Source organism: Pseudomonas sp. PDM20, assembly GCF_014852575.3.
In the GTDB taxonomy this organism is placed as follows: domain Bacteria; phylum Pseudomonadota; class Gammaproteobacteria; order Pseudomonadales; family Pseudomonadaceae; genus Pseudomonas.
Genome location: NZ_CM181224.1, coordinates 2418401 through 2444484, shown reverse-complemented (window position 1 = coordinate 2444484; position 26084 = coordinate 2418401). Strand labels below are relative to the sequence as shown.

Annotated in this window: 19 protein-coding genes and 2 pseudogenes; 6 read left to right on the top strand and 15 right to left on the bottom strand. The window is 66.6% G+C overall.

Annotation, left to right across the window (positions count from 1 at the left end):
• Positions 1–42: 42 nt before the first annotated feature.
• A complete protein-coding gene (locus IB261_RS11425) occupies positions 43–1272 on the bottom strand; it encodes an acyl-CoA dehydrogenase (RefSeq protein WP_081516661.1) in 1230 nt (409 codons plus the stop codon).
• Positions 1273–1439: 167 nt separating this feature from the next.
• Here IB261_RS11425 and IB261_RS11420 point away from each other — a divergent pair, with 167 nt between their 5' ends.
• The gene (locus tag IB261_RS11420) at positions 1440–2372 is read left to right on the top strand and encodes a LysR family transcriptional regulator (RefSeq protein WP_081516660.1); all 933 of its coding nucleotides are present in this window, start codon (positions 1440–1442) and stop codon (positions 2370–2372) included.
• Positions 2373–2788: 416 nt separating this feature from the next.
• Here the strand turns inward: IB261_RS11420 and IB261_RS11415 are convergent, their stop codons facing one another.
• The 8 genes and pseudogenes from IB261_RS11415 to IB261_RS11380 all read right to left on the bottom strand — a co-directional run bounded on the left by IB261_RS11415 (position 2789) and on the right by IB261_RS11380 (position 12966).
• Positions 2789–3916, bottom strand: a complete 1128-nt coding sequence (locus tag IB261_RS11415; RefSeq protein WP_192383055.1) for an acyl-CoA dehydrogenase family protein — start codon at positions 3914–3916, stop codon at positions 2789–2791.
• 10 nt (positions 3917–3926) lie between these two features.
• On the bottom strand, positions 3927–5111 hold the full coding sequence (locus IB261_RS11410; RefSeq protein WP_192383056.1) for an acetyl-CoA C-acyltransferase: 1185 nt from the start codon (positions 5109–5111) through the stop codon (positions 3927–3929).
• 16 nt (positions 5112–5127) lie between these two features.
• Positions 5128–5898: a 3-hydroxyacyl-CoA dehydrogenase gene (locus IB261_RS11405; RefSeq protein ID WP_151186645.1), complete on the bottom strand. Its 771-nt coding sequence runs from the start codon at positions 5896–5898 to the stop codon at positions 5128–5130.
• 18 nt (positions 5899–5916) lie between these two features.
• A complete protein-coding gene (locus IB261_RS11400) occupies positions 5917–7581 on the bottom strand; it encodes an acyl-CoA synthetase (protein ID WP_192383058.1) in 1665 nt (554 codons plus the stop codon).
• A gap of 407 nt (positions 7582–7988) precedes the next feature.
• Positions 7989–8501: pseudogene (locus IB261_RS11395) on the bottom strand (methyl-accepting chemotaxis protein); the annotation flags it as partial.
• A gap of 393 nt (positions 8502–8894) precedes the next feature.
• A pseudogene (locus IB261_RS11390) lies at positions 8895–9965 on the bottom strand (PDC sensor domain-containing protein); the annotation flags it as partial.
• 253 nt (positions 9966–10218) lie between these two features.
• Positions 10219–11235, bottom strand: coding sequence for an AraC family transcriptional regulator (locus tag IB261_RS11385; RefSeq protein WP_081516655.1), 1017 nt, complete (start codon positions 11233–11235; stop codon positions 10219–10221).
• A gap of 51 nt (positions 11236–11286) precedes the next feature.
• On the bottom strand, positions 11287–12966 hold the full coding sequence (locus IB261_RS11380; RefSeq protein ID WP_192210854.1) for an AMP-binding protein: 1680 nt from the start codon (positions 12964–12966) through the stop codon (positions 11287–11289).
• Positions 12967–13478: 512 nt separating this feature from the next.
• On the opposite strand from IB261_RS11380, the gene pbpG reads away from it, so the two are divergent.
• The 4 genes from pbpG (at position 13479) to IB261_RS11360 (ending at position 17068) form a co-directional block, all read left to right on the top strand.
• Positions 13479–14411, top strand: coding sequence for a D-alanyl-D-alanine endopeptidase (gene pbpG, locus IB261_RS11375; protein ID WP_192383060.1), 933 nt, complete (start codon positions 13479–13481; stop codon positions 14409–14411).
• Positions 14412–14581: 170 nt separating this feature from the next.
• Positions 14582–15121 (top strand): PaaI family thioesterase, encoded by a 540-nt coding sequence (locus IB261_RS11370; RefSeq protein WP_081516652.1) that lies wholly within the window; start codon positions 14582–14584, stop codon positions 15119–15121.
• 18 nt (positions 15122–15139) lie between these two features.
• On the top strand, positions 15140–16273 hold the full coding sequence (locus tag IB261_RS11365; RefSeq protein WP_192383062.1) for a thiolase family protein: 1134 nt from the start codon (positions 15140–15142) through the stop codon (positions 16271–16273).
• A gap of 228 nt (positions 16274–16501) precedes the next feature.
• On the top strand, positions 16502–17068 hold the full coding sequence (locus IB261_RS11360; RefSeq protein WP_081516650.1) for a TetR/AcrR family transcriptional regulator: 567 nt from the start codon (positions 16502–16504) through the stop codon (positions 17066–17068).
• 218 nt (positions 17069–17286) lie between these two features.
• Here IB261_RS11360 and IB261_RS11355 read toward each other — a convergent pair whose 3' ends face one another.
• Entirely contained in the window at positions 17287–18093 is an 807-nt protein-coding gene (locus IB261_RS11355; RefSeq protein WP_081516649.1) for an SDR family NAD(P)-dependent oxidoreductase, read from the bottom strand.
• A gap of 336 nt (positions 18094–18429) precedes the next feature.
• Between IB261_RS11355 and IB261_RS11350 the strand changes: the two genes are divergently transcribed.
• Positions 18430–18582, top strand: coding sequence for a PSPA7_2676 family Cys-rich small protein (locus tag IB261_RS11350; protein WP_318653077.1), 153 nt, complete (start codon positions 18430–18432; stop codon positions 18580–18582).
• Positions 18583–18646: 64 nt separating this feature from the next.
• On the opposite strand, the gene peaD is transcribed toward IB261_RS11350, so the two are convergent.
• The 5 genes from peaD to ccsA form a co-directional block, all read right to left on the bottom strand.
• On the bottom strand, positions 18647–19780 hold the full coding sequence (gene peaD, locus IB261_RS11345; RefSeq protein WP_139791493.1) for a quinohemoprotein amine dehydrogenase subunit beta: 1134 nt from the start codon (positions 19778–19780) through the stop codon (positions 18647–18649).
• Between the two features lie 44 nt (positions 19781–19824).
• Positions 19825–20148 carry a quinohemoprotein amine dehydrogenase subunit gamma gene (gene qhpC / locus IB261_RS11340; RefSeq protein WP_015477047.1) on the bottom strand — a complete coding sequence of 108 codons (324 nt, stop codon included), beginning with the start codon at positions 20146–20148 and terminating at the stop codon, positions 19825–19827.
• Position 20149: 1 nt separating this feature from the next.
• A complete protein-coding gene (peaB, locus tag IB261_RS11335) occupies positions 20150–21580 on the bottom strand; it encodes a quinohemoprotein amine dehydrogenase maturation protein (protein WP_081516648.1) in 1431 nt (476 codons plus the stop codon).
• Between the two features lie 77 nt (positions 21581–21657).
• Entirely contained in the window at positions 21658–23229 is a 1572-nt protein-coding gene (gene peaA / locus IB261_RS11330; RefSeq protein ID WP_192223032.1) for a quinohemoprotein amine dehydrogenase subunit alpha, read from the bottom strand.
• Between the two features lie 197 nt (positions 23230–23426).
• Positions 23427–25610, bottom strand: coding sequence for a cytochrome c biogenesis protein CcsA (gene ccsA / locus IB261_RS11325; RefSeq protein ID WP_192383253.1), 2184 nt, complete (start codon positions 25608–25610; stop codon positions 23427–23429).
• Positions 25611–26084 lie beyond the last annotated feature (474 nt).

The window sequence follows — 26084 nt, the reverse complement described above, 5'->3', positions numbered from 1 at the left end:
GAAAAGGCCCGCATCAGCGGGCCTTTTCAGTGCTGCCTGGGATCAGCGGCTGCTGCGCAGCGCGTCGCGCGGCACGTACTTGCCGATCTCGTATTTGCCGATGGCGGCGCGGTGCACTTCGTCCGGGCCGTCAGCCAGGCGCAGGGTGCGCTGCATGGCATAGAAGTACGCCAGCGGGGTGTCGTTGGAAACACCGGCACCGCCATGCATCTGGATGGCGCGGTCGATCACCTGCAGGGCGACGTTGGGCGCCACGACCTTGATCTGGGCGATCTCGCTCTGGGCGATCTTGTTGCCGGCGGTGTCCATCATGTACGCGGCATGCAGGGTCAGCAGGCGGGCCTGGTTGATCTCGATGCGCGAGTTGGCGATGTGGTCGATGTTGCCACCCAGGCGCGCCAGCGGCTTGCCGAAGGCGGTACGGCTGACGGAGCGCTTGCACATCAGTTCCAGCGCGCGCTCGGCCATGCCGATGGAGCGCATGCAGTGGTGGATGCGGCCCGGGCCGAGGCGACCCTGGGCGATCTCGAAGCCGCGGCCTTCGCCGAGCAGCACGTTCTCATAGGGCACGCGCACGTTCTCGAAGAGCACTTCGGCGTGGCCGTGCGGGGCGTCGTCGTAGCCGAACACCGGCAGCGGGCGGAGGATCTTCACGCCGGGGGTGTCGGTGGGCACCAGGATCATCGAGTGCTGCTGGTGACGCGGCGCGTCCGGGTTGGTCAGGCCCATGAAGATCATGATCTTGCAGCGCGGGTCGCAGGCGCCGGAGGTCCACCACTTGCGGCCGTTGATGACCCACTCGTCACCGTCGCGTACCGCGTTGGCTTCCATGTTGGTGGCGTCGGAAGAAGCCACGCCCGGCTCGGTCATGGCAAAGGCGGAACGGATCTCGCCGCGCAGCAGCGGCTCCAGCCAGGTGCGCTTGTGTTCTTCGGTGCCGTAACGCACCAGCACTTCCATGTTGCCGGTGTCCGGCGCGGAGCAGTTGAAAGGCTCGGAGCCCATCAGCGAGCGACCCATGATTTCCGCCAGCGGCGCGTATTCCATGTTGGTCAGGCCAGCACCCAGCTCGGACTCGGGCAGGAACAGGTTCCACAGACCCTCGGCCCGGGCCTTGGCCTTGAGCTCTTCCATGATGGCCGTGGGCTGCCAGCGGTCGCCTTGCGCCACTTGCTCCTCGAACACCTTCTCGGCGGGATAGACATAGGCATCCATGAACGCGGTAACGCGTTCACGCAGGTCCTGAACCTTGGCGGAATAAGCGAAATCCATGGGGGCTAACCTTCTGGCGGCGGTTGTTTGTGTGGTGATGATGCTAGAACAGCCCAAGGCATTTACCCAGCCTATTATCCGAATCAATGAACATTCATAACCCGTATGGACCTGAGCGTTCGTTCGGGTATGATCGGCCGCAGAACAAATACAAGCGGAGCCCTGGAATGAACCTCAGCAAGGTCGATCTGAACCTGTTCATCGTCTTCGACGCGATCTACACCGAAGCCAACCTGACCCGCGCCGGACAGATAGTCGGCATTACCCAGCCGGCCGTGTCCAACGCCCTCGCCCGCCTGCGTGAAACCTTCAACGACCCGCTGTTCGTGCGGACTGCGCAGGGCATGGTGCCCACGCCGATGGCGCAGAACATCATCGGGCCGGTGCGCAACGCGCTGCAGTTGCTGCGCGTCTCGGTGCAGGAGAGCCGCACCTTCACGCCGACCCAGGCGAGCAAGACCTACCGCATCAGCATGACCGACCTCACCGAGGCCATCGTCCTGCCGCCGCTGTTCCAGCGCCTGCGCCGCCTGGCGCCGAACGTGCACATCGAGAGCTTCCTCTCCAAGCGCCGCGAGACCACCAAGGAATTGGCCGCCGGCCGCCTGGACTTCGCCGTGGACGCGCCGCTGAACACCGACCCGCAGGTGCGCCACGTCAAGCTGATGGAAGACCGCTACGTCTGCGCCATGCGCCAGGGCCACCCGCTGGCCAAGGACAAGCTGAGCCTGGACGAGTACCTGTCGGTGGCGCACATCCAGATTTCCAGCCGCCGCAGCGGCCTGGGCTATGTGGACCTGTCGCTGGGCAAGATGGGCCTGCAGCGCAAGATCGCCCTGCGCTCGCAGCACTACCTGATGGCCTCGACCGTGGTGCAGCAGACCGACATGGTGGTTACCGTCCCCGAGCGCTTCGCCCGCCACCACGGCCTGCATTTCGTCGACCTGCCGGTGAACGACGTGCCCAAGCTGGAAACCCATCTGTACTGGCACGAAAGCACCGACCAGGACCCCGCCAACCGCTGGATGCGCGAGCAGATCATCGAGTTGTGCCAGCAGGTGACGGCGCGGGAAGCGCGTGAGGCGGCGGAGCGCGCCTGATGCTTCGAGCGATGTCCATCGATGGGTATCGCTTCGCTCCACGCCATCCTACGTAGCGCCTGTAGTCAATGTAGGAGCAACTGTCTTTGTACCGGTTCACTTCGTGCCAGCTTTCCCCTCACCCCAGCCCTCTCCCAGAGGGAGCAGATTGTGCCGGCTGACGCTGTAGTTTCATCCTGCACCGAACGGTCCCCTCTCCCTCCGGGAGAGGGCTGGGGTGAGGGCAAGCCCAAACGACGGAGCCCCATCGTAGGAGCGAGCTTGCTCGCGAACCGCCCAACGGTGAAATCTCCGGCGAGCACTGTTCGCGAGCAAGCTCGCTCCTGCAAGAAATGTCCGCTACATAAGCCACCCGCAAACCCCGCCCTGCCGAAGTGCCTGTCCAACGAACAGGCCGGGGTCTGCCGGCGAACCCTTCAAAGACTCCGCGCGATCACCAGCCGCTGCACGTCGCTGGTGCCTTCGTAGATCTGGCACACGCGCACGTCGCGGTAGATGCGTTCAACCGGGTAGTCCTGCAGATAGCCATAGCCGCCGAGGGTCTGGATCGCTGCGGAACACACGCGCTCGGCCATTTCCGAGGCGAACAGCTTGGCCATGGAGGCTTCGGTCAGGCACGGCAGGCCGGCTTCGCGCAGGCTGGCGGCGTGGTGGACCATCTGCCGGGCCACGGCGATCTCGGTGGCCATGTCGCTGAGGCGGAAGGCCACCGCCTGGTGCTGGATGATCGGTTTGCCGAAGGTCTCGCGCTCATGGGCGTAGTCGCGGGCGTACTCGAATGCCGCGCGAGCCATGCCCACCGCCTGCGAGGCGATGCCGATGCGCCCGCCCTCCAGGTTCGCGAGGGCGATGGCGTAGCCCTGTCCCTCCTCGCCCAGCCGGTAGCTGGCCGGGATGCGCACGTCGTCGAAGGCGATCTGGCAGGTATCGGAGGCGTGCTGGCCGAGCTTGTCCTCGACGCGCACCACGCGGTAGCCGGGTGTGTCAGTGGGCACGATGAAGGCGGTGATGCCCTTCTTGCCCGCCGCCGCATCGGTCACCGCGAAGACGATCACGAGACCCGCGTGCTTGCCGGAAGTGATGAACTGCTTGCTGCCGTTCAGCACGTAGTGGTCGCCGTCGCGGCGAGCGCGGGTCTTCAGGAAGCTGGCGTCGGAGCCGGCCTGGGGTTCGGTCAGGGCGAAGGCACCGATCATCTCGCCACGGGCCAGCGGCACCAGGAACTGGCGCTTCTGCTCATCGTTGCCGAACTTGGCGATGGGCATGCAGCCCACCGAGTTGTGCACGCTCATGATGGTCGAGCAGGCGCCGTCGCCGGCGGCGATTTCCTCCAGCGCCATGGCGTAGGCCAGGTGGCCGGTCTGCGCGCCGCCCCACTGCTCCGCCACCAGCATGCCGAGGAAGCCGAGGTCGGCCATTTCCTTGATGGCTTCGGCCGGGAAGCGGTGCTCGCGGTCCCACTCGGCGGCGAAGGGCTTCAGCCGCTCCTGGGCGAACTGGCGGGCAACGTCGCGGATCTGGATATCTTCTTCGCTGGGAATCATCACTCGCTCCTTAGGCCAGGCGCTCGACCGCGATGGCCGTGGCTTCGCCGCCACCGATGCACACCGAGGCAACGCCGCGCTTGAGGTCGTACTGCTTGAGCGCCGACAGCAGGGTCACGATCACGCGCGCGCCGGAAGCCCCGATGGGGTGGCCGAGGGCGCAGGCGCCGCCGTGGACGTTGAGCTTGTCGTGGGGAATGTCCAGGTCGCGCATGGCGGCCATGGCGACCACGGCGAAGGCTTCGTTGACCTCGAACAGGTCGACATCGCCCAGCGCCCAGCCGGTGCGCTGCATCAGGCGCTCGACCGCGCCCACCGGGGCGGTCGGGAACAGGTTCGGCGCGTCGGCGTAGGACGAATGCCCACGGATTGCCGCCAACGGCGTCAGTCCGCGCTTCTCGGCTTCGGACAGGCGCATCAGCACCAGCGCGGCGGCGCCGTCGGAGATGGAGCTGGCATTGGCCGCCGTCACGGTGCCGCCGTCGCGGAACGCCGGTTTCAGGGTCGGAATCTTGTCCAGCCTGGCCTTGGGTGGCTGCTCGTCTTCGCTGATGGCGCGCAGTTCCTTGCCGGCCTTCACGGTGACCGCGACGATCTCGTCCTTGAAGCGACCTTCGCTCATGGCGTTCTGGGCGCGGGTCAGCGAGGTGATCGCGTAGTTGTCCTGCTGCTCGCGGGTGAAGCCGTACTTCTCGGCGCAATCCTCGGCAAAGGTGCCCATCAGGCGACCCTTGTCGTAGGCATCCTCGAGGCCATCGAGGAACATGTGGTCGAGCACCCGGCCATGGCCCATGCGGTAGCCGCTGCGGGCGCGGTCCAGCAGGAACGGCGCGTTGGACATGCTCTCCATGCCGCCGGCCAGGGCGACGCGAGCGCTGCCGGCGAGGATGGCGTCGTGGGCCATCATCGCGGCCTTCATGCCCGAGCCGCACATCTTGTTCACCGTGGAGCACGGCGTGCCGCGCGCCAGGCCCGCGCCCAGCACGGCCTGGCGTGCCGGCGCCTGGCCCTGCCCGGCGGCAAGCACGCAGCCGAGCACGGCTTCGTCCACTTCTTCGGCGCCCAGGCGGGCGCGCTCGACGGCGGCGCGGATCGCTGCCGCGCCGAGGGTGGCGGCGGTGACGTCCTTGAAGTCGCCGAGGAAGCCGCCCATGGGGGTGCGGGTGGCGCTGACGATGACGATGGGATCGTTCATGACTCTGACCTCCTGCTTACTTCGCGGCCATGCGGATGGCGCCGTCGAGACGGATCACCTCGCCGTTGAGCATGGTGTTCTCGATGATGTGGCGGGCCAGCGCGGCGTACTCGTCCGGGCGACCGAGGCGCGGCGGGAACGGCACGCTGGCACCGAGGGAGTCGCGCACTTCCTGGGGCATCGCGGCCATCATCGGAGTCTCGAAGATGCCGGGGGCGATGGTCATCACGCGGATGCCCGAACGCGCCAGTTCGCGGGCGATCGGCAGGGTCATGCCGACCACCGCGCTCTTGGACGCGGAGTACGCGGCCTGGCCGATCTGCCCGTCGAAGGCGGCGACCGAGGCAGTGTTGATGATGATGCCACGCTCGCCACCGGCGTCCGGCTCGTTGCCGGCCATGGCTTCGGCAGCCAGGCGCAGCATGTTGAAGGTGCCGATCAGGTTGATGTTGATGGTACGGGTGAAGCTTTCCAGCCCGTGCACGCCGTTGCGGCCGATGACCTTTTCCGCCGGGGCCACACCCGCGCAGTTGGCCAGGCCGTGTAGCGCGCCGAAGGCGTCCAGCGCGAGTTGCACGGCAGCTTTGCCGTCCGCCTCGCTGCAAACGTCGGTGCGGATGAAGCGCGCGTTCGCCTCGCCCAGCTCGGCAGCCTGGGCCGCGCCGGCTTCGGCGTTGACGTCGGCCAGCACCACCTTGGCGCCGGCGCTCACCAGCAGCTTCGCGGTGGCCGCGCCGAGGCCGGAACCGCCGCCGGTGATGAGGAATACCTTGTTCTGGATCTGCATGAAGTCTCTCCGCTGTACTTAGTGAGCCGCCGCTTTCTCGGCCGCTTCGCGTTGCCTGGCAATCTCCTGGTTGCGCAGGAGGAAGCGCTGGATCTTGCCGCTGGGGGTCTTGGGCAGTTCGTCGACGAACTCCACTTCCCGCGGGTAGCTGTGCGCCGACAGTCGCTTGCGCACGTACTGTTGTAGTTCCTCGGCCAGCTCCGCGCCCGGCCGGTAGGACGAACAGAGCACCACGAAGGCCTTGACCAGTTCGGTGCGCTCCGGGTCCGGCTTGCCGATCACCGCCGCCTCGATCACCGCCGGGTGCTCGATCAGCGCGCTCTCCACGTCGAACGGGCCGACACGGTAGCCGGAGGTGGTGATCAGGTCGTCGGCGCGGCCGACGAAGCTGATGCTGCCGTCGGCGTTCAGCTCCACGGTGTCGCCGCTCAGGTAGTAGTCGCCGACGAAGGATTTGGTCTCCATGCCCTGGTAGCCGGCGAACCACATCAGCGGCGACTGGCGGCGGTCCATGGCCAGCACGCCGGGCTGGCCGGCGGGCAGTTCGTTGCCCTGCTCGTCCAGCACCACCACACGGTGGCCGGGGATGGAGAAGCCGGCAGCGCCCAGGTGCACCGGGTGCTGCAGTTCGTGGTGATTGGCCAGCACCATGCCCAGCTCGGTCTGGCCGTAGTGGTCATGGATGGTCACGCCCAGCTCGCTGGCGAACCAGCGGATCACTTCCGGAGTCAGCGGCTCACCGGCGCTGCTCACTGCGCGCAGGCGACCCTTGAGCGGTTTGGACACGGCCTCGCCAGCGGCGATCAGCAGGCGGTAAGCGGTGGGCGAACCGGCCAGGTTGGTGATGCCGTACTTGCGCACGATGCGGCAGGTGCTTTCCACCGTGAACGCGCCTTCGTAGAAGGTGATCGGGTGCCCCATGGCCAGCGGCCCGGTAACACCGTAGTAGAGGCCGTAGGCCCAGCCCGGATCGGCGAGGTTCCAGAACGAGTCCTCCTCGCGCAGCCCCACCGCATCGCGCATGTAGCCGACGAACGCGACTATGGCCTTGAGCGGCACGGCCAGCGGCTTGGCCAGCCCGGTGGTGCCGGAGGTGAACATCAGCAGGAAGGTGTCTTCGCCGCTGCGCAGCACCGGTTCGAAGTCCGGCGAGTGGCGTTCCAGTTCGGCCCAGAAGCTGAAGTCGCCATGACGGATGCCCTGCCCCTTCGGACCACCAACCGTCACCAGCAGAGGCGCGTCGGGCACCTCGTCGAGCTTGCCGCGGTTGGCGCCGTCGGTAACCACCACCTTGCTGCCGGCCAGCTTGACCCGGTGCTCGATGGCCTTTGGGCCGAAGGCCGTGAACAGCGGCTGGTAGACCGCGCCCAGACGCCAGGTTCCGAGTACGGCGATCAGCAGTTCCGGGGTGCGCGGCAGCATGCCCGACACCACGTCGCCGGGACGCACGCCGAGGCCGTGCAGGAAGCTGGCGAAGCGGCCTGAAAGCTCCTTGAGCTGGGTGAAGGTGTAGGAGGCGCTATCGCCGTCCTTGCCCTCCCAGAACAGCGCGACGCGGCCGGGAATGGCGTGGCGGTCGCAGCATTCGACACAGGCATTGAGGGCATCGAGATTGCCGGCCAGGACGGCGTCGGCGGTGGCGCGGTAGTCGAATTCGGCCGTGGCGGCGGTATGGGAACGCATCGCGGAACTCCTGGGTTTGTTCTTGTCTGGAGTCCCCTGATGTTCCCGCCGCGCTGGCGCGCGGGCAATGTCGAAAGCCGCCAATCTGGATGAGCGGATTGGACAGCCCTAGCGTGTGGAGATGATGGGCGTTGCGTAGGAGCGGACTTCGTCCGCGATGGGTTTGGTGCCGTGCGGTTCGCGGGCATGGCCCGCTCCTACAGGGATGTTTCGGCGCTTGGGCGGGCCCTCACCCTAGCCCTCTCCCAGAGGGAGAGGGGACCGTTCGGAGCGCGATGAGGGATCAGAGCTCGCTGGTTAGCAGAGGTGCAGGAAGAGCGACAAACTCGCCGAGTGCAGCAGACTGCCCCCTCTCCCTCCGGGAGAGGGTTGGGGTGAGGGGAAAGCCCGAGCGCCGAAGGTTGGGATCAAACGCGGAACTGATCCATCAACCCCTGCTGATGGTTCGCCAGCTTGTTCAGCGACTGGCTGACCTGCGCCGATTCCTGCGCCTGGCTGGACAGCGATTCGGTGACGTCACGGATGCCAGCGACGTTGCGATTGATCTCCTCGGCCACTGCGCTCTGTTCCTCGGCGGCGCTGGCGATCTGCAGGTTCATGTCGGTGATCACACCCACGGCGTCGCCAATGCGCTTCAGCGCGGCCACGGCCTGTTCGACCTGGTTCACGCTGTCCTGCGCCTGGCGGTGGCTGTTGTTCATGGCGCCGACTACCTCGCGGGTGCCGTTCTGCAGGCCTTCGATGACCTGGCGGATTTCCTCCACCGAGTCCTGGGTGCGCTTGGCGAGGTTGCGCACCTCGTCGGCGACCACCGCGAAGCCGCGCCCGGCCTCACCGGCGCGGGCCGCTTCGATGGCGGCATTGAGCGCCAGCAGGTTGGTCTGCTCGGCGATGCCGCGGATGACTTCCAGCACCGAGCCGATCTGCTCGCTGCTCGCCGCCAGCCCTTCCACCTGACTCATGGCGCTGCTCATATCGCTGGCCAGTTCGTCGATCAGGCGGGTGGTGTTGTCGATCACGCTCAAGCCATCGCGGGTCGCGCCGTCGGCGCCACGGGCGGCATCGGCGGCCATGGCGGCGCTGTTGGCGACGTCATGGGCGGTGGCGCTCATTTCCTGGGAGGCTGTGGCGACCTGATCGACTTCACGGAACTGCTGCTGCATGCCGGCGCTGGTCTGGCTGGCGATTTCCGAGGATTGGTCGGCAGTGGCGCGGGCGTCCTGCACCGAGGATTTCACGTCACGGATGATCGGCTGCAGCTTGTCGAGGAAGCGGTTGAACCAGCCGGCCAGTTCACCCAGCTCATCCTTGCCGCTGTAGTCCAGGCGCTTGGTCAGGTCGCCTTCGCCGCTGGCGATGTTGCGCAGCATGGCGGCGACGTTGAGGATCGGCCGGGTCACGCCGCGAGCGGTGAGCCACACCAGCAGCAGGCCGACGATGGCGGCGGCGAGGCCGAACAGGGTCTGCCACAGCGCGCCGCTGGAGTTGCGTTCATCCAGTTGCTTCTGCAGTTCCAGCGCCGGAGCCAGCAGCACGTCCTGCGGCACGTCGAGCACCACAGCCCAGGGCTTGGTGGCATCCGGGATCGGCAGCAGCGGCTCGAGCACGCGCAGCTGGCCGTCCTGCTCCAGCACCTGCGGACGACCGCCGGCCTGCAGGGACAACAGCTCGGCGGCCTGGTCGGGAATGGCCTTGGCCAGCGGCTGGCCGAGCAGCGCTTCGTCGCTGCTGTAACCGGCGAGCAGGCCCGCCGGGCTGACGATGCTGACGCTGCCGGCGCCGTCGTAGAGTTGGTTGTCGCCATCGACAGAGAGCTTCTGCAGGCGGCTGAGGCTGATGTCGATGCCGATCACGGCGATGACCTTGCCCTGGTCGATCAGCGGGAAGGTCACGGTGGTCATCAGCACCTTGGTGCCCGAGGCGCTGTCGAAATAGGGGTTGAGCACGCAAGCCTTGCGGGTCTGCAGCGGGCACAGCTGCCAGGTGTTGAACGGGCTGCCGTCGAGCATCGCCGAGGTGTCGGCGATCATGTCCTCGGTCACTGCCAGGCCGGTCATCTCGCCGGAGGCCTTCTGCGCCCAATAGGCGCCGAAGCGCCCCTTCTCGTTGCTGCCGGCGTCGGGCTGGTCATGGAAGGCAGCGTCCTGGCCGTCCAGCGCATCGGGCTCGAAGACCACGTAGAGGCTGAGCAGGTTCGGGTTGCTCTTCAGGCCGTCGCGCACCAGCTGGTTCAGGTCCTTGCGCACGCTGCCGGCGTCCGCGCCGTGCTGGGTGCTCTGCTCGCGCAACTGGGCGACCTGGCGGGAGAACTGGTTGCCGAAGTGGTAAACGTCGGTGAAGAAGCGCTGGATGATCTCCGCCTGTTGCTCGCTGCGCGCCTGCATCCGCGACTTGGCCGCGTCCTTGAGCATGTCCGCGTTGGCCGCCTTGATCAGCTGCGCGTCGTGGTTCATCCGGAACAGCGAGAGACCGACCAGCAGGCAGACGATGCAGAGCAGGCAAAGGCCGGTCAGCAGCGTGATCTTCCACTGGATCGAGAGGCGGGAAAGGGGCATGGAGTGGCGTCCTTGAGCAACAAGCAATTCTTGGGAGTTTTATCGGCTTGTAAGGCGGCTACTTGAGCTGCGCCCTTAAATTTCAGGGCTCCTGGCGGATCAGCGCGCGGTACTGCCCAGGCGTCGATCCGGTCCATTTGCGGAAGGCCTTGTAGAAGGCGCTGGTGTCGGCGAATCCCAGCTCCTCGGCCAGGTCGGCGAAGTTGCCGTCGCCGCTGTCCAGCCGGGCGATGGCGAGGTCGCGGCGCAGCTGGTCCTTGAGCGCCTGGTAGGACTGCCCCTCGGCGGCGAGCTTGCGGCGCAACGTCGAGGGCGCCATGTAGAAGTGCCCGGCGAGGGCGTCGAGGTCTGGCCAGCGTTCGAACTTCAGGCTGCGCAGGTAGGCCTTGGTGCGGGCGGCAAGACTCTGCGGGTCGCGGTAGCGCACCAGGATGTTCGCTGGCGCGCCACCGAGGAAGCGCCGCAGCTCGCGCTCGTCGCGGCGCACGGGGAGATCGAGCGCCTCGGCGTTGAACAGCAGGCGCGACTGGCGACGGGCGAAATTGAGGTTCTCGGTGAACATCACCCGGTAGTCGGCGATGAAGTCCGGCTGCGGGCAGCGCAGTTCGATGGCCAGCACCGGGATGCGTCGCCCCACCAGCCAGCAGGCCAGGCCGTGCAGCATCAGCCACAGGGTGAAGTAGCAGAACGCGCGCGGCGCCGGGCCCTCGGGCTCGTCGAGGACGATGGCGGCCAAGCCTTCCTGGCGCGTCAGGCGCGGGGTGAAGTCGTCGAACACCAGGCCCATGAAGCGCAGCGCGGCGTTCATCGCCGTCTCCAGGGTCGGCTCGCGGACGGCGGCGGCGGTCATGAAGTTGAAGCTGCCGGACTTCATGCGCCGGGCGTTCATGCCGAAGAACTCGTCGTCCATCTCCCTGGCCAGGCGCAGCCAGAGCCGCGCGTAGGCCTGGCTGGAAACCCGCGCGTAGGGTTTGCCGAACAGCTCCGGGGCGATGCCAGCGGCGGCCAATAGCGGGCCGTCGTCGCGGCCGGCGCGACGAAACTCGGCCAGCGCTTCGCTGACCAGGCGGATGGAGATGGTGCCCTTCTCTACGCCCATGGCGCCCCGGCAATCCGGGCGCGCGCCAGGGCGCAGGCGGGCATCGGGAGATCAACCACGCTGGCTGCGCACCTCTTCGATGCTGATCTCGCGCATGCGGAACTTCTGGATCTTGCCGGTCACCGTCATCGGGAACTCGTCGCAGAAGCGGAAGTGGCGCGGCACCTTGAAGTGGGCGATGGCGTTCTTGCAGAAGGTGCGCAGCTCGTCTTCGGCGACGCTATGGCCGGGGTGGAACTTGACCCAGGCCACCAGTTCCTCGCCGTACTTCTCGTCAGGGATGCCGATCACCTGGGCGTCTGCCACGGCGTGGTGGGTGTAGAGGAACTCCTCGATCTCGCGCGGATAGATGTTCTCGCCGCCGCGAATGATCATGTCCTTGCTGCGTCCGACGATGCGCACATTGCCGGCTTCGTCCATCTCGGCGAGGTCGCCGGTGAGCATCCAGCGCGCCGGACTGATGGCCTCGGAAGTCGCCTGCGGGTTGTTCCAGTAGCCGAGCATCACGCTGTAGCCACGGGTGCACAGCTCGCCGATGGTGCCGCGCGGGACGATGCGGCCGTCGGCGTCGATGATCTTGCTTTCCAGGTGCGGCTGGGTGCGGCCGACGGTAGTGACGCGGGTTTCCAGGTCGTCTTCCGGGCCGGTCTGCAGCGACACCGGGCTGGTCTCGGTCATGCCGTAGGCGATCTGTACTTCGGCCATGTGCATCTCGTCGATGACCCGGCGCATCACTTCGATCGGGCAGGTGGCGCCGGCCATGATCCCGGTGCGCAGGCTCGACAGGTCGAAGTCGCGGCGGGTCGGGTGGTCCAGTTCGGCGATGAACATGGTGGGCACGCCGTACAGCGCGGTGGCCTTCTCTTGCGCCACCGCCGCCAGGGTCGCCTCGGGTTCGAAGCTGGGCGCGGGGTAGATCATGGTGGAGCCGTGGGTCAGGCAGCCGAGGTTGCCCATCACCATGCCGAAGCAGTGGTACAGCGGCACCGGGATCACCAGGCGGTCGTGCTCGGTGAGGCCGAGGCTGTCGCCGACCATCAGGCCGTTGTTGAGGATGTTGTAGTGGCTGAGCGTGGCACCCTTGGGGAAGCCGGTGGTGCCGGAGGTGTACTGGATGTTGATCGGCTCGTCGAACTGCAGCAGCGCCTGGCGCTCGGCGAGTTCGGTGGCGGCGATACCACGCCCCAGCGGCTCCAGCTGGCTCCAGCGCAGGAAGCCGGCGGGCGCGGTATCGGACAGGCTGATCACCCCGCGCAGCTCCGGCAGGCGGTCGCTGGACAACTCTCCCGGCCTGCCCTGCCCCAGTTCGGGCAGCAAGTCAGCGAGCATGCCGTGGTAATCGGAGGACTTGAAGGCGTCGGCGCACACCAGCCAGCGGCAGCCGGACTGCTTGAGCGCGTATTCGAGTTCGTTCACCCGGTAGGCCGGGTTGATGTTGACCAGCACGGCGCCGACCTTGGCGCTGGCGAACTGGGTGACGCACCACTGCGCGCAGTTGGGCGCCCAGATCCCCAGGCGGTCGCCGGGACGCAGGCCGAGGGCAAGGAAAGCGCGGGCGATGCCATTGACCACCTCGGCCAGCTCGGCCCAGGTGTAGCGCAGGTTCTGGTGACGCACGACCAGCGCCTCGCGCGCGGCGAAACGCTCGACGGTGGCGTCGAAGGCAGCGCCGACGGTCATGGCCAGCAGGGATTTGTCCTGCGGGCCGCGGGTGTAACTCAGGTGGTTCATGGCTTTCCCTTGTTGTGCTTGTTCTGGGATCAACACTGAACGATCGGTTCGGGCAGCGACGCAGAGCGTCTGGAACCGCGCTTGCTTACCGGCAGCCGCGCGGTTGACTGGCCGGTCGCGGGCTGCGAAACATGTTTACGTTAACGTAAAGGTAAACGCAACCCCGACCTTCGACAGCGCAGCAGGCCGGGCGCCTCCGCTCATTGCAGGATAGCCACTCACAAAGCGTGCCATCCGGCCTGAACGCCATATGCGGCGCGGCTTTGAGAAGGTTTTCAGTCGTTCGTGGGTAAGCCGTCCCGGTTGCATTTCGCAACAGCTCCGGCAAGCTGCCGCGCCACGACTGCCAGCATGGCGCACGGCCTCTGCGCAGCGGGCGGCGCGAAGTCTCAATCTGTCGCAATCTGAGACGCCCCGCGCCGCGTGCGCTATGACGGACCTTGCATTAGAATTCGCCGAAAATGCCTACATGGATGTAGATACATTCCCACTCACGCTTGCGAATCCCGTCCATGACTAGTCGTCGTTCGATACTGAGCCTGCTGTTTGCCTGTGCCGCTGTTGTCTGTTCATCGAACACCTTCGCCGCCTCCCCCGCCAAGGCGGCTTCCTCCAAGGAGCTGGTGCTCGCGTCCGGCAGCGCCCTGGTGGTCGACCTGGAGAATGGCAAGACCCTCTACTCCAGCAATCCCAACCTGGTAGTACCCATCGCCTCGGTGACCAAGCTGATGACCGCCATGGTCACGCTGGACGCCAAGCTGCCGATGAACGAACTGATCCCCGTGGACATCTCCGAGACCGCCGAGATGAAGGGCGTGTTCTCCCGCGTCCACCTGGGCAGCATGATCAGCCGCCAGAACATGCTGCTGCTGGCGCTGATGTCCTCGGAAAACCGCGCCGCCGCCAGCCTCGCCCACAACTATCCGGGCGGCTCCAAAGCCTTCGTCGCGGCGATGAACGCCAAGGCGAAATCCCTCGGCATGACCAGCACCCATTACGTCGAGCCCACCGGTCTGTCGATCCACAACGTCTCCGACGCCAATGACCTGATCCGCCTGGCCAAGGCCGCCTACACCTACCCGCAGATCCGCCAGCTGAGCACCACGGCGACCAGCGACGCGCGCTTCAGCAAGCCCAGCTACTCGCTGAGCTTCTTCAACACCAACCCGCTGGTGCGCAACGGCAAGTGGGACATCCGCCTGACCAAGACCGGCTTCACCAACGATGCCGGCCACTGCCTGGTGATGGTCACCATGATGAACGGCCGCCCGGTCGCCCTGGCCCTGCTCGATGCCTTCGGCAAGCGCACCCACGTGGCCGATGCCGGCCGCATCCGCCGCTGGGTGGAAACCGGTGTCGCCTCGCCGGTGCCCGCCGTCGCCCTGCAGTACAAGGCCCAGCGCAGCCAGGCGCGTGCGGCCAACATCACGGCCACCGCCGAGTAAGCTCCTCCCCGCGCTGGCGGAGTCCGCTCCGCCGGCCGCGTTTTTTCTCCCCTCCCCCTCCTATCGCACTGTCGTTTCAGCCCTGCTGGATGGCGCTTCCGTCACTTATATGCCGATCATCATTCAATGATAGTATGACGGCTGTAATATTTGATTGCCGGAGCCTTGCGATGACCGAACTGACACTCACCCGTGAACAGAAGATTGCCGCCTGGGAAGCGGCGGCTGCGCAGATACGCCAGCGTCTGGCCGAGCCCGGCGTGGTTTCGCTGCAGGAATTGCGCGGCAAGACGCCCCAGGAGTTCTTCGACGGCATCGGCGCTGGCGAACTGCCCGCCCCACCGATCAATGCGCTGATCGGCTTCGTCCCGCTGGAATGGGGCCAGGGCCGCTTCATCTTCCAGGGCACCCCGGACATGCGCCACTACAACCCGCTGGGCACCGTGCACGGCGGCTACGCGGCGACGCTGCTGGACTCGGCCATGGGCTGCGCGGTGCACACCATGCTCGAACCAGGGCTGGGCTACACCACCACCGACCTGCGCATCAGCTACATCCGTGCACTGACCCGTGATACCGGGCCGATCCGCGCCGAAGGCACCCTGGTGCACATCGGCCGCTCCACTGCCCTGGCCGAGGGCCGCCTCTACGACGTGGATGGCCGGCTCTACGCCACCGGCTCCACCACCTGCCTGATCCTCGGGCGCTGATCCCTCAGGAGACCGACCATGACTTCCGTCGTCATCGCGGGTTATGCCCGCTCCCCGTTTCACTTCGCCAAGAAGGGCGCGCTGATCGACGTGCGCCCGGACGACCTCGCCGCGCAGACGGTCAAAGGACTGGTCGCACGCAGCGGCCTCGACGCCCGGCTGATCGAGGACCTGATCATGGGCTGTGCCTACCCCGAGGCCGAACAGGGCATGAACCTCGCGCGCATCACCGGCTTCCTCGCCGGCCTGCCGGAAACGGTGGCCGGCGCCACGGTGAACCGCTTCTGCGGCTCGTCCATGACCTCCATCCACTTCGCCGCCGGGCAGATCCAGCTCGGCGCCGGGGATGCCTTCATCTGCGCGGGCGTGGAGTCCATGACCCGCGTGCCCATGGGCGGCTTCAACCTCTCGCCCAACCCGCGCCTGCTGGCGGAGTTCCCCCAGGCCTACATGCCCATGGGGCAGACCGCCGAGCTAGTCGCCGAGCGCTTCGGCATCTCCCGCGCGGACCAGGAAGCCATGGCCGTGGACTCCCACGCCAAGGCCGCCCATGCCCGAGAGCAGGGCCTGCTGGCGGCGGAGATCGTGCCCATCGACACGCCCAACGGGGTGGTCAGCGAGGACGGCTGCATCCGCCCCGGCACCAACCTGGAGGCACTGGCGCAGCTCAAGCCGGCCTTCGGCGGCAGCGTCACCGCGGGCACCGCCTCGCCGCTCACCGATGGCGCCGCGGCCGTTCTGGTGTGCAGCGAGGACTTCGCCCGCGCCAACGGGCTGGACATCCTGGCGCGGGTAAAAGCCGTCGCGGTGGTCGGCTGCCCGCCGGAAATCATGGGCATGGGCCCGCTCTACGCAACCCGCAAACTGCTCGAACGCACTGGACTGCGCATGGCCGACATCGACCTGGTGGAGATCAACGAGGCCTTCTCCAGCCAGGCGCTGGCCTGCCTGCGCGGGCTGGAGCTGGATAGCGACCGGGTCAACCTGCACGGCGGTGCCCTGGCCATCGGCCACCCGCTGGGCGCCACCGGCGCTCGCATCACCGGCAAGGCGGCAGCGCTGCTGAAGGAAACCGGCGGGCGCTACGCCATCGCCACCCAGTGCATCGGCGGTGGCCAGGGCGTGGCGACGCTGCTCGAGGCCGTTCGCTGACGGCCACGCCCGTAGGGCGCATAACGCGCCAGCGTTATCCGCCGGCGGATAACCTGTTCCAGGTTATCCGCCCTACGGTGCTGATGATTCCCCTGTAGGAGCACGCCATGCGCGCAATCGCGGGCACGGCCCGCTCCTACAGGTTAAGTCCATGCCCCGAATCACCTCCCCGCGCCCGCCCTGCGTTAGAATGACATCCAGCATTCCATGATCCGCAGGAGACCGGTCATGCGTTACTCCGAAGACCACAAGGCCCAGACCCGCGAACGCATCATCAACGAGGCGGCGCAGCGCTTCCGCAGCGAGGGCGTGGACGCCACCGGCCTGCAGACGCTGATGAAGGCGCTGGGCCTGACCCACGGCGGCTTCTACGCACACTTCAAGTCCAAGGACGAACTGGTGGAGATCGCCCTGCAGCAGGCCGCCGAGCAGCTGCGCCCGGTCGTCGACCAGCAGTTCGAAAAGGCCGAGCCGCTGCCCGGCTTCATCGACCAGTACCTCTCCCCCGGCCACCGCAATGCGCCCGGCAAGGGCTGCCCGCTGCCGACCATCTCGGCCGAGCTGGGCGCGCGCGGCCATGCCAGCGCCACCACCGACGCCATCGTCCAGGCACGCATCGACGCCATCGAGAAGGCACTGCCCAGCGAGCATGCCGAGGATGAGAGCGTGGCCATGCTAGCCACCCTGATCGGCGCGCTGGTGCTATCGCGCAGCGTGGCCGATCCGCAGATGTCCGACCGCATCCTGGAGAGCACCCGCCGGCACCTGAAGCGCGAGATCGGCGCGGCGGAGTGAGGCGCTTTTGTAGGGGGCATAACGCGCCAGCGTTATCCGCCGTTCAAGGGCCGGCGGATAACCTGTTCCAGGTTGTTCGCCCTACGCTCCCGGGCACCAATTTCAGCGCCGATCGACACCTGTAGGAGCGGGCCATGCCCGTGATCGCGAGCATGGCGCGCGCATAAAAAAGCCCCGGCGCAAGGCCGGGGCAAGCTTTTCGCCACTCAGTTACCCGATCAAGCCACTGCCACGCCATAGCGCTGTGCCGGGGCGCTGCGCGACAGGTTCGGCGCCATCTTCAGGCGCGCGGCAGTAAAGGCTTCGAATTCGCCCGCATCCGGCAGCGCCGGCAGGGTCACCACTTCACCCTGGGCCAGGCCGGCCAGCGCGGCGTCGACCATGTGGTTCACGTCCATCAGCATTTCCGCCGGCAGTGCGGAGATGTCGGTGCCGGCGCGGTCCCAGATTTCGGTGCGGGTGGCGCCCGGCAGCACGGCCTGGATGCGCAGGCCCAGCGGCGCCAGCTCCTGCTGCATGGACTGGGTCAGGTTGAGCACGAAGGCCTTGGTGGCGCTGTAGCTGCCATTGAACAGTTCCGGCGCCAGCGCCAGCACCGAGGCCACGTTGATGATGGTGCCGCGGCCACGCCCGGCGAAAGCCTTGGCGGCAGCGCCAGCCAGGCGCGCAGTGGCGATGACGTTCAGCTCGATCATGCTTTCCAGGCGGTCCAGGTCGGTTTCCAGCAGGGTGCCGTTGATCGCCACGCCGGCGTTGTTCAGCAGCAGGCTGAGACTCGCATCCTCGGCCAGGCGGGCCTCGATGCGGGCGCGGTCTTCGCGACGGGTCAGATCAGCCTTCAGCACATCCACCGAAACGCCGTATTCCTCACCGAGGCGCGCGGCCAGGGCGTCCAGGCGTTGCTGGTCGCGGGCCACCAGCAGCAGGTCGTAGCCCTGCGCGGCGAGGCGCTGCGCGTAGGTGGCGCCGATGCCGGAGGAAGCACCGGTGATCAGTGCGCGGCCCAGTTCGGATTTGGCATTCATGGTTCTTTCTCCAGGGAGGCGTTCGCCCCGCTTGCAACGTTGGGTGGGCCTGGTGGCCGTCTGGAATGTCCGGCCACTGGAATGATGACCGTCATCTGAAGTTGAATATTATGCTCATAATATTATCTGTCAAGACCTGCCATGCGGTGCTGACGAACGGCCAGGGAGTCGCCGGCAAGCCTTGCGGGGCAGGCGCCAGGTGCCATCCGGCAGTTTAGGTTGCCCATTCCAGAGCGCCCGCGAGAGGCTCGCCGGGTCTCCACACAAGAACAATCCCGGAGCGTCACCTGCACCCTGCTGCCTGTCTAAGTACCGGAGCGATCCGGAGGAGGACACATGCGATTGCGCTGCTTTTTCCTGGGATGTGTTTGGGATGAAGGGAATCTGACCGAAGTCGGCCGCGTACCGATGCTGTGCCAGCGCTGTGCGCGCTGCGGTGCACAGCGGTATCTGGCAATGAAGAGCGAGGGTCCAGAGGCGGAAATCTGAGCCGGAAACGAAACTGCCCCGGAGCACGCGAATGCTCCGGGGCAGTTCGTCAATCAGACAGCTTTCAGTTGGCCACGAACGCCTGACTGGTGGTGATCGCCATGTCGCCGCCGGGCAGCTTCAGATCGCCGATGCGCTCCAGGCTGTCGGCGTCGAAGATCGCCACGTCGTTCAGGGTGCCGGTCAGGTACAGCTTGTTGCCGGCCTTGTTGGTCGACAGGCAGTAGTAGGAGTGGTCCAGGTTCGCCGCCTTGACCAGCTTCTGCTCCTTGATGTCGTACTTGGCCAGGCGGTTCAGCACGCCGTAGACGATATTGCGGTCCTTGGCCGAGCGGATGCCGCTGAAGTACACCTCGGTGACCGGGCCGAAATCGACGGTCTCGGTCTTGCCGGTGGCCAGATCGATGTTGAAGAAGCCGTAGAGGAAGTCGGCCGTGGCCATGTCCTGCTTGGCGTCCTTGAACTTCGCCGTGGTGTAGAGCAGCGAGAAGTCACGCGGGTAGGTCTGCTGGTTCCACACGTAGAGCACATCTGGCGGCGCGTAGTTGGGGCGCTTCCAGTTGCGGCTGGGGATCACCACGTCGAACTTGCCGGTCTTCACGTCCACCTTGTAGATGTCCGGGCCTGCCACGTAGAGGGTGCCGTCATCGCCGCTCTGCATGATGGTCAGCTGGCGCGGCGCCGGGAAGGTGCGCACCGGCTTGGCGCCCATGCCGTCGGCGACGGAATACACCTGCAGGCGCGGCTGCTGCACCTCGTAGTGCTCGGCGAGGATCAGCGTCGGGTTGGCGATGGCGTAGATCTCCTTGCCGTCGTGGCTGACGGTCATGGAGAACATCGCCCGCGCGTTCTCGCCCGGCTTCTGCGCAATGGTGGCGTGGAACACCGGTTTGCAGTCATCGAGCTGGATGCCGTAGATGTCCGCGTAGTGGTTGCTGAGGATGTAGACGGTCTTGCGGTCCGGCGACAGCTGGGTCATGCCCGGGCCGTAGGCGCCGGGGATGGTGCAGGTCTTGAACAGCTTGTCGGTCTGCATGTCGATGACGTGCAGGTTGTTCGGGTAGTTGGTGCTGATCAGGTACTCGTGGCCACTTTCCAGCGCTTTGCTCACGTCTGCGCCGGCGTCGGCGGCTACAGCTTGCAGCGCGCAGGCCAGCGAGAGGCCACCGAGGGCGGCGGCGAATGCTTTTCTGGACATGCAGGTTTTCCTCTTGTTCTTCTGTCCCATATGTTTCAGGGCGATCATTTGTCGTCCGGGAATACGGTGCCGAGGTTGCGCCAGTTCTCGGCCGAGGCCTGCGCATCCTTGTTCCAGTCGGGGTAGGTGCTCATCATGTCCGGCACCTGGGCCGGCCACCAGCAAGGATCGGAGCAGCCGTAGAGGTCCGCTTCCATCGGCTGGCAGAGCGAGGACACGCCGCCGAACACGTCGACTTCCCAGCCCGGGTCGGTGGTCGCCGCGCAGCCGGCCACGGAGTTCATCGCCACCACGTCCTCGATGCGATCCTCGGCGGCGGCCTGTTCGAGCTTCTGTGCTTTGGTGTTGATCGCTTTCAGATGTTTCATGTCAGTGCGCCTTCCGCGGAGTGATGTGGCGGTCGATGAAGCTGGGGTTGGAAGCCATGATCCGGCTGTAGACCTCGATGCCGAAGTCGACCCAGTCCCTCATCAGTTCGCAGTAGTGGTAGGTGGGGTGCGCCGGGTCGCCGTAGCGCGCGTAGCTCTCGTGGTAGCAGCCGCCGGAGCAGAGGTTGCGGATATGGCAGCTGGCGCAGCCGGTATCGGTGCGGTCCAGGCGCTGCGAGAGGAACTCGTTCAGCTCGGCCTGCTTCACCCCTTCATGCACGTTGCCGAAGGTCGGCAGCGAAGAACCGGTGAAGCGATGGCACAGGTTCAGCTCGCCCTTGTGGTCCACCGCCAGCATCTTCAGGCCGGCGCCGCACGGCAGGGCCTTCTTCTGCCCTTCGTGGATGTCGGTGATCAGCTGGTGCAGGTTGGAGAAGCCGATGTTGCGCCCTTCCAGCGCCTCGTCCAGGTAACGGCGACCGAGGGCCTTCATACCGGCGAAGACAGCCTTCAGCTCATCGGTGGTGAGGTTGTAGCTGCTGATGTCGCCCGAGGTGACCGGTGCGAAGCCGACTTCGGCGAAACCCATCTCGTTGAACAGGTGATTCCAGATGGTCTCGACGTCGGTGACGCCGGTGGTCAGGGTCACCCGCGCGCCAACCGGCCGCGCGGTGTAGCGCGACAGCAGCATGTCAGCCTTGCGCCGCACCACGTCATAGGTACCCTGCCCGCCCACGGTAATGCGGTTGCGGTCATGCACCGTCTTCGGCCCGTCGATGCTGATGGACAGCCCGAAGCGATGGGCATTGAGCCAGTCGACGATTTCCTCGGTGAGCAGCGTGGCGTTGGTGGTCATGACGAAGTCCACCGTCTTGCCCAGCTCGCCGAAACGGCGCTCGCAGTACGCGACCATGTGCTCGATCAGCGGGCGGTTGGACAGCGGTTCGCCGCCGAAGAACACCACGGTGTAGCGCTGCTCGTCGGGGGATTCCTGGATCAGCATTTCCACCGAAGCCTCGGCAGTTTCCGCGCCCATCTTCTTGCCGGCGGAGGGCTTGTCCAAGTCTTCCTTGTAGCAATAGGTGCAGCTGAGGTTGCAGCCGGTGTTGACGTTCAGCACCACGGTGTTGAGCGCGGTGCGGTCAACCTTCTTGATGCCGATTTCAGGGGTCAGCGGCGAGCCGTCGCTGACCAGTTCCAGCGCGATCAGCTCGCGCAGGGTCTCGTCGATATCCTCGGCGGCGAAACGCCCGGCCAGGCGCTGGGTCAGCTCGTCCGGCGAGCAGGCATGCCCGCGCAGCGCGTCGATGATCCCGCCGGTCAGCTCGTCGCTGGCGAACAGCGAGGAGCTGGGGATGTGGAACAACAGGCGGTCGGCGTCGACCTGCACTTCATGCAGGTTGCGTTCGACCAGATTCAAGATGGCGCCCATGGCGACCTCCCGGAACTTGCTTGGTACACCCGCCCGAAGGCGGGGGCTCATGCTCTGAGTTCATCCGATACCGACACTTACGGGATCGGCGGGTTGTTCCAACGCTGCACGGTGACGATCATGTGCCCTTCGCCCTTGTGCGACTGGCCGGCGTCGTCCACCGCGGCGATCACCTTCAGGTTGCCGGCGTTGTTGGTCATCATCTTGCGTTCCGGGTTCGGGCCGGCGTCACCCGGGGTGAAGATGCCGGTGGCGGCGTCCATCGCGCCGGCGAACTTCACATCCTGGTCTTCCTTGGCGCGGTCATCGAAAGGCTCGACCGACCACTGCGCCGGGAACACGCCGATGCGGAACGGCTTGCCGTCGGCGCCCTTGCCCCAGGCCTCGGCATCGAAGCTGCCCTGGACCTTGGGCGTGGAGCCGCCATTGCCACCGATGCGGGAGATGGAGAACTCCGGCACTACCTTCACTTCGGCGATGTCCTTGTACACCGCGAGGCTGCCGCCCTTGGCGGTGCCCACGGTGACATCGCGCTCGCCAGCGGCAGCCGCGTCGCTGGCCTTGACCTTGACGGTCACGCGCTCGGGCGTCTCGGAAACCACCGACACCACTTCCACGCCCTTGCCGAACGACGGCTTGCCCTTCAGGCCGGTGCCGACCACGCTGACTTCGGTCTCCGCGCCCGCCTTGATGTAGGCCGGCTGCACACCCAGCACGTGGCTGGTGCCGTCCTTCGCCGCGACGAAGTCCAGGCCGCGCTCGTCGTGGGCCTTGTCGAACATGCGGCCCTGCATCTGGCCATTGAGGGCGGCGAACACCTGACGCATGGTCACGTCACCGACGGTGACCGCGCCACGCCATTCGTAGCCGTTGTAGAGCACCGCGCTGCCCTCGCCGCTGAACGGCGAACCGTCGGCGTACTGGCCCTTCACGCTCACCTTGAAGGCATCGTCGCCGTCCTTGCTCACGCTCATGCTGCCGGCCAGGTCGCCCTTGCCCGGCATGTGCCCGGCGAAGCTCCAGTTACCCGCCAGCGACTCGGCCTTGGGACGGTTCTTCTGCCAGTCGGACCAGGCCTTGCTGTCCAGCGGGTAGCGCTTGGCCAGTTCCGGGACCATCTCTTTCCTCGCCAGGTCGAACCAGTCGCGGTCGCGGGACAGGGCCTGGTATTCCAGCGACGGCCAGCGGCCGAGGTGGAAGTTCACCAGCTTCTCCCACTCCGCCGCCGGGCGGCGCTGCAGGGCGATGCGCGCACCCGAGTGGCAGCGGGCGCACATCTGCTCGAAGTTCGTATCGAATTTCTCGACGGTGTTCAGCCGGCGCTCGAGGGCGTAGCGCACGCCTTCGGTTTCGCTGGGCGCCAGGCCCTGCTTGTCGGCGAGGAACTTGACCACCGAGCGACGTTCCTCATCGGTGATCTTCAGGCCGTACATCACCTGCATGCGGGCGATGCTCATCAGCCAGCCTTCGGGGGTCTTGCGCTGGTGGCTGATGCGGCTGAGGGAATTGTTGCCTTCGGGCGTGTGGCACGCCTGGCACTTGGCGTTGATGATCGCCTGGCCTTCGGGTGCGGCCTGGGCCGTCTGGTGGAGCGCAAGGGCCAGTGCGGCCAGGGTTCCGGCACCCAGATAGTGCCGAAGTCGTGTCATCTTCAAGGTCAGGCCTCCTCGGTATTCTTGTAGGTTATTCGCGCCCACCGATGGGCTAAGAGCGAGCTCTTGAAAGCGGTTTTGCAGGTTGTGTGCCACTACTGCGCAAACCGCGCCGAATCAGGCTTTCAGCGCTGTTTGCAGGCACGTCCGGCAGAGGACACCGGGATTGCGACGTCACATTTCGCGATTGCTGTCTAACTCTGAGACAGGGCCCGTGAGACACCCTGCGAAGCAGTATGGTCCGGCTGGCGCAAAGCGCCGCCCGCCGGGAGCAACAAGGCGCCGAACAGCATGGTCAGCAGGCCGATCCAGACCAGCGAGAGGAACGGAAAACGGCGCACCACCACGACGCTCTCGATGTCGTCGCCGGGCTGCTTGAGCAGACGAGCGGAAGCCGGCACCCAGATCTGCAGGTCGCCGCTCCAGCCGCGGACGATGAACGGATGCAGCACGTAGCCACGATCCGAGGCGAAGCGCGCGTAGTGGTAGTCGAGGATTTCGCAGAGCTGGCGCACCGGGCCCTGGTAGGCCGGCGGGTTGCCGCGGCTGTCCTGGAACAGCGCGTGGCCGGCCAACGTGCGGTCACCGTCACGCAGCTCCACCTTGGCCACCGCGTGGTAACCGGAGAAGTCCGGGCGGCTGGCATCCGGCGAGACGCGCATCTGCATACCGCCGATCACCGCGTGCCACTGCTCGAAGGAAGTGCCCGGCGGGATGCTGATCTGCTGGTAGCTGTTCAGCGCCGTGGCGGCCAGCCCGCCCACCAGCGCGATCACCGCGCCGCCGTGCACCAGCGCCAGCCCGCCGCTGTAGCGCAGGTTGCCGACACGCCGGCTGCGCCACAGGGTCTGCGAGCCCCAGAGCAGGCAACTGCCCATCAGGAAGGCGCCGCCCAGCAGCGACGCGTCCAGCCACGGCAGCACCCGCACGATGTTCTGCGAGAGCATGCCGTCGCCGTTGTAGCCGTCGCTCAGCCAGCCGCCGTGCCAGCCGGTCCAGAGCATCACGGCGGCCATCAGCAGGGTCGCCAGCAAAGCCAGCCGGGGCCGCCCGCAACGGCGCAGGAAGCTGTAGCCGCCCATCAGGCCGAGCGCCGCCAGCAGCGGCACTACCCAGTGCGCCAAGCCGTAGCCGTTGACGTCCCACTGGTCGAAGGCACGGCGCAGGCTGTCCATCTCGGCGGTGGTGGCCCAGGCGGTCAGGGTCTCGAAGAAGGGTTTCAGCTCGCTGGGACGCTCCATCCCCAGCCACTCGTAGAGATGCGCCTGAAGCAGCGCACCGAGTGCCAGCAACCCGGTGCCGGCGAACAGGTAGATGGCCACGTCCAGGGTCCAATCCGACGCCCCGCGCCGCCGCCCTGCCCGCTTGCGCGGGCGCCACCCAACCAGCAGGTGGAACGCCGCGAGCGCCAGCAGGATCGCCGCCAGCGCCAGGTGGCTGAGCCAGGAGGTGGTGCCGATGTAGCGGTGCGAACTGGCGAGCACCGTGCTGCGGGTCACCGCCATGGCGCCGCAGGCCATGGCCGCCGCCAGCAGGCTGAGCACCGGCAACAGCCGCGCGTATGAGCCGTCCGCGCGCCAGCGGCGGGCGCCGTGCAGCACCGCGCCGAGCAGCGCCCAGATGATGAAGGCCGAGGTCTGGACCGGGTCCCAGTGCCACAGCTGGCCGTAGGTGAAGTCCTCCATGGCCCAGGCCATGCCGACACCGATACCGGCGCTGAGGATCAGCCAGGCGCGGCGACTGTAGCGCGGCATCACCCAGGCATAGGCGTGGCCGCCTCGGCCCAACGCTTCCAGCGCGGCACCGGCCGGCGCCAGTACCCAGGCATAGGCGCAGAGGATCAGCGGCGCGTGCAGGGACATCCAGAAGGTCTGCAGATGGGCGTTCATGCCCTGGCTCGGCTGCGCCGCCAGCCAGTCCGCCGGCGTCGCACTGAACGGCCCGAGCCAGGCGGCGGTGGCGACGTACCAGGCGGCGATCAGCGCCATGCCGCGCCCGGCCCAGCCCGGCAGCGCCGCGCTCTTCAGGGCAATAGCCATGCTGAAGGTCGCCAGCAGCAGCACCGTGCCCTCGTCGCCGCCCCAGAGGTTGGAGAACTTCAGATACGTCGGCAGCGCCGCGCTGCTGTAGAGCCAGGCGTAGCGCAGCTGGAAGTGGTCGGCCACCAGGTGCAGGCCAAGCGCCAGGCAGGTGCCGCACAGTGCGCCGAAGCCAACCAGCCATACCCGCCCACGCCACTCCTGGCGGATGGCGCCCAGGGCAATCAGCGCCGCCAGGCCCCAGAGCAACCCATCGCCCGCGCCAGGCAGCAGGCACAACAACAGGCAGGTCAGCGCGGCAGCCAGCGGCCCCGCAATCCACGGCAACGACAGGTGCATCCTCTTCAAGCCAGGCCTCCTTGTGCAACGCCGACGTGGCGCCGGGCGAAACCCCGAGCGGTTCACGTTGCGTGCCATCCGGAAAAGTCCTTGCAAAACAGCAGGCTGCGCTCGCCCGGACGCTGCCTGTGCGTGGCAGATCGCGACAGCTGTAGCAGTCTGAGACAGCCCTGACCGTTATAGACGATGGTCTAATTGCACGACTTCCCCACAAGGAAGTGCCGGCCAATGAGGCGCCAGCCAGACGCCTCGCGTCATCCGGCCTGTCCGGAACAGGTGCCAATCCGCGCCAGCCGGGGCTTTGCCGGGGCCGGCAGGTGGCCGAATACGTGAGAACGATTATGCTTTCAGATGACCTTGCGGCCAGCCGCAGGGCCGCCTGACTTCACGCATCGCGCAATCCGTACGACCTGTCATCAGCCCTGGGCTCGAGTGCGGTAACGGAAAATCGAGGGACTCCGGCCCAAAACAACA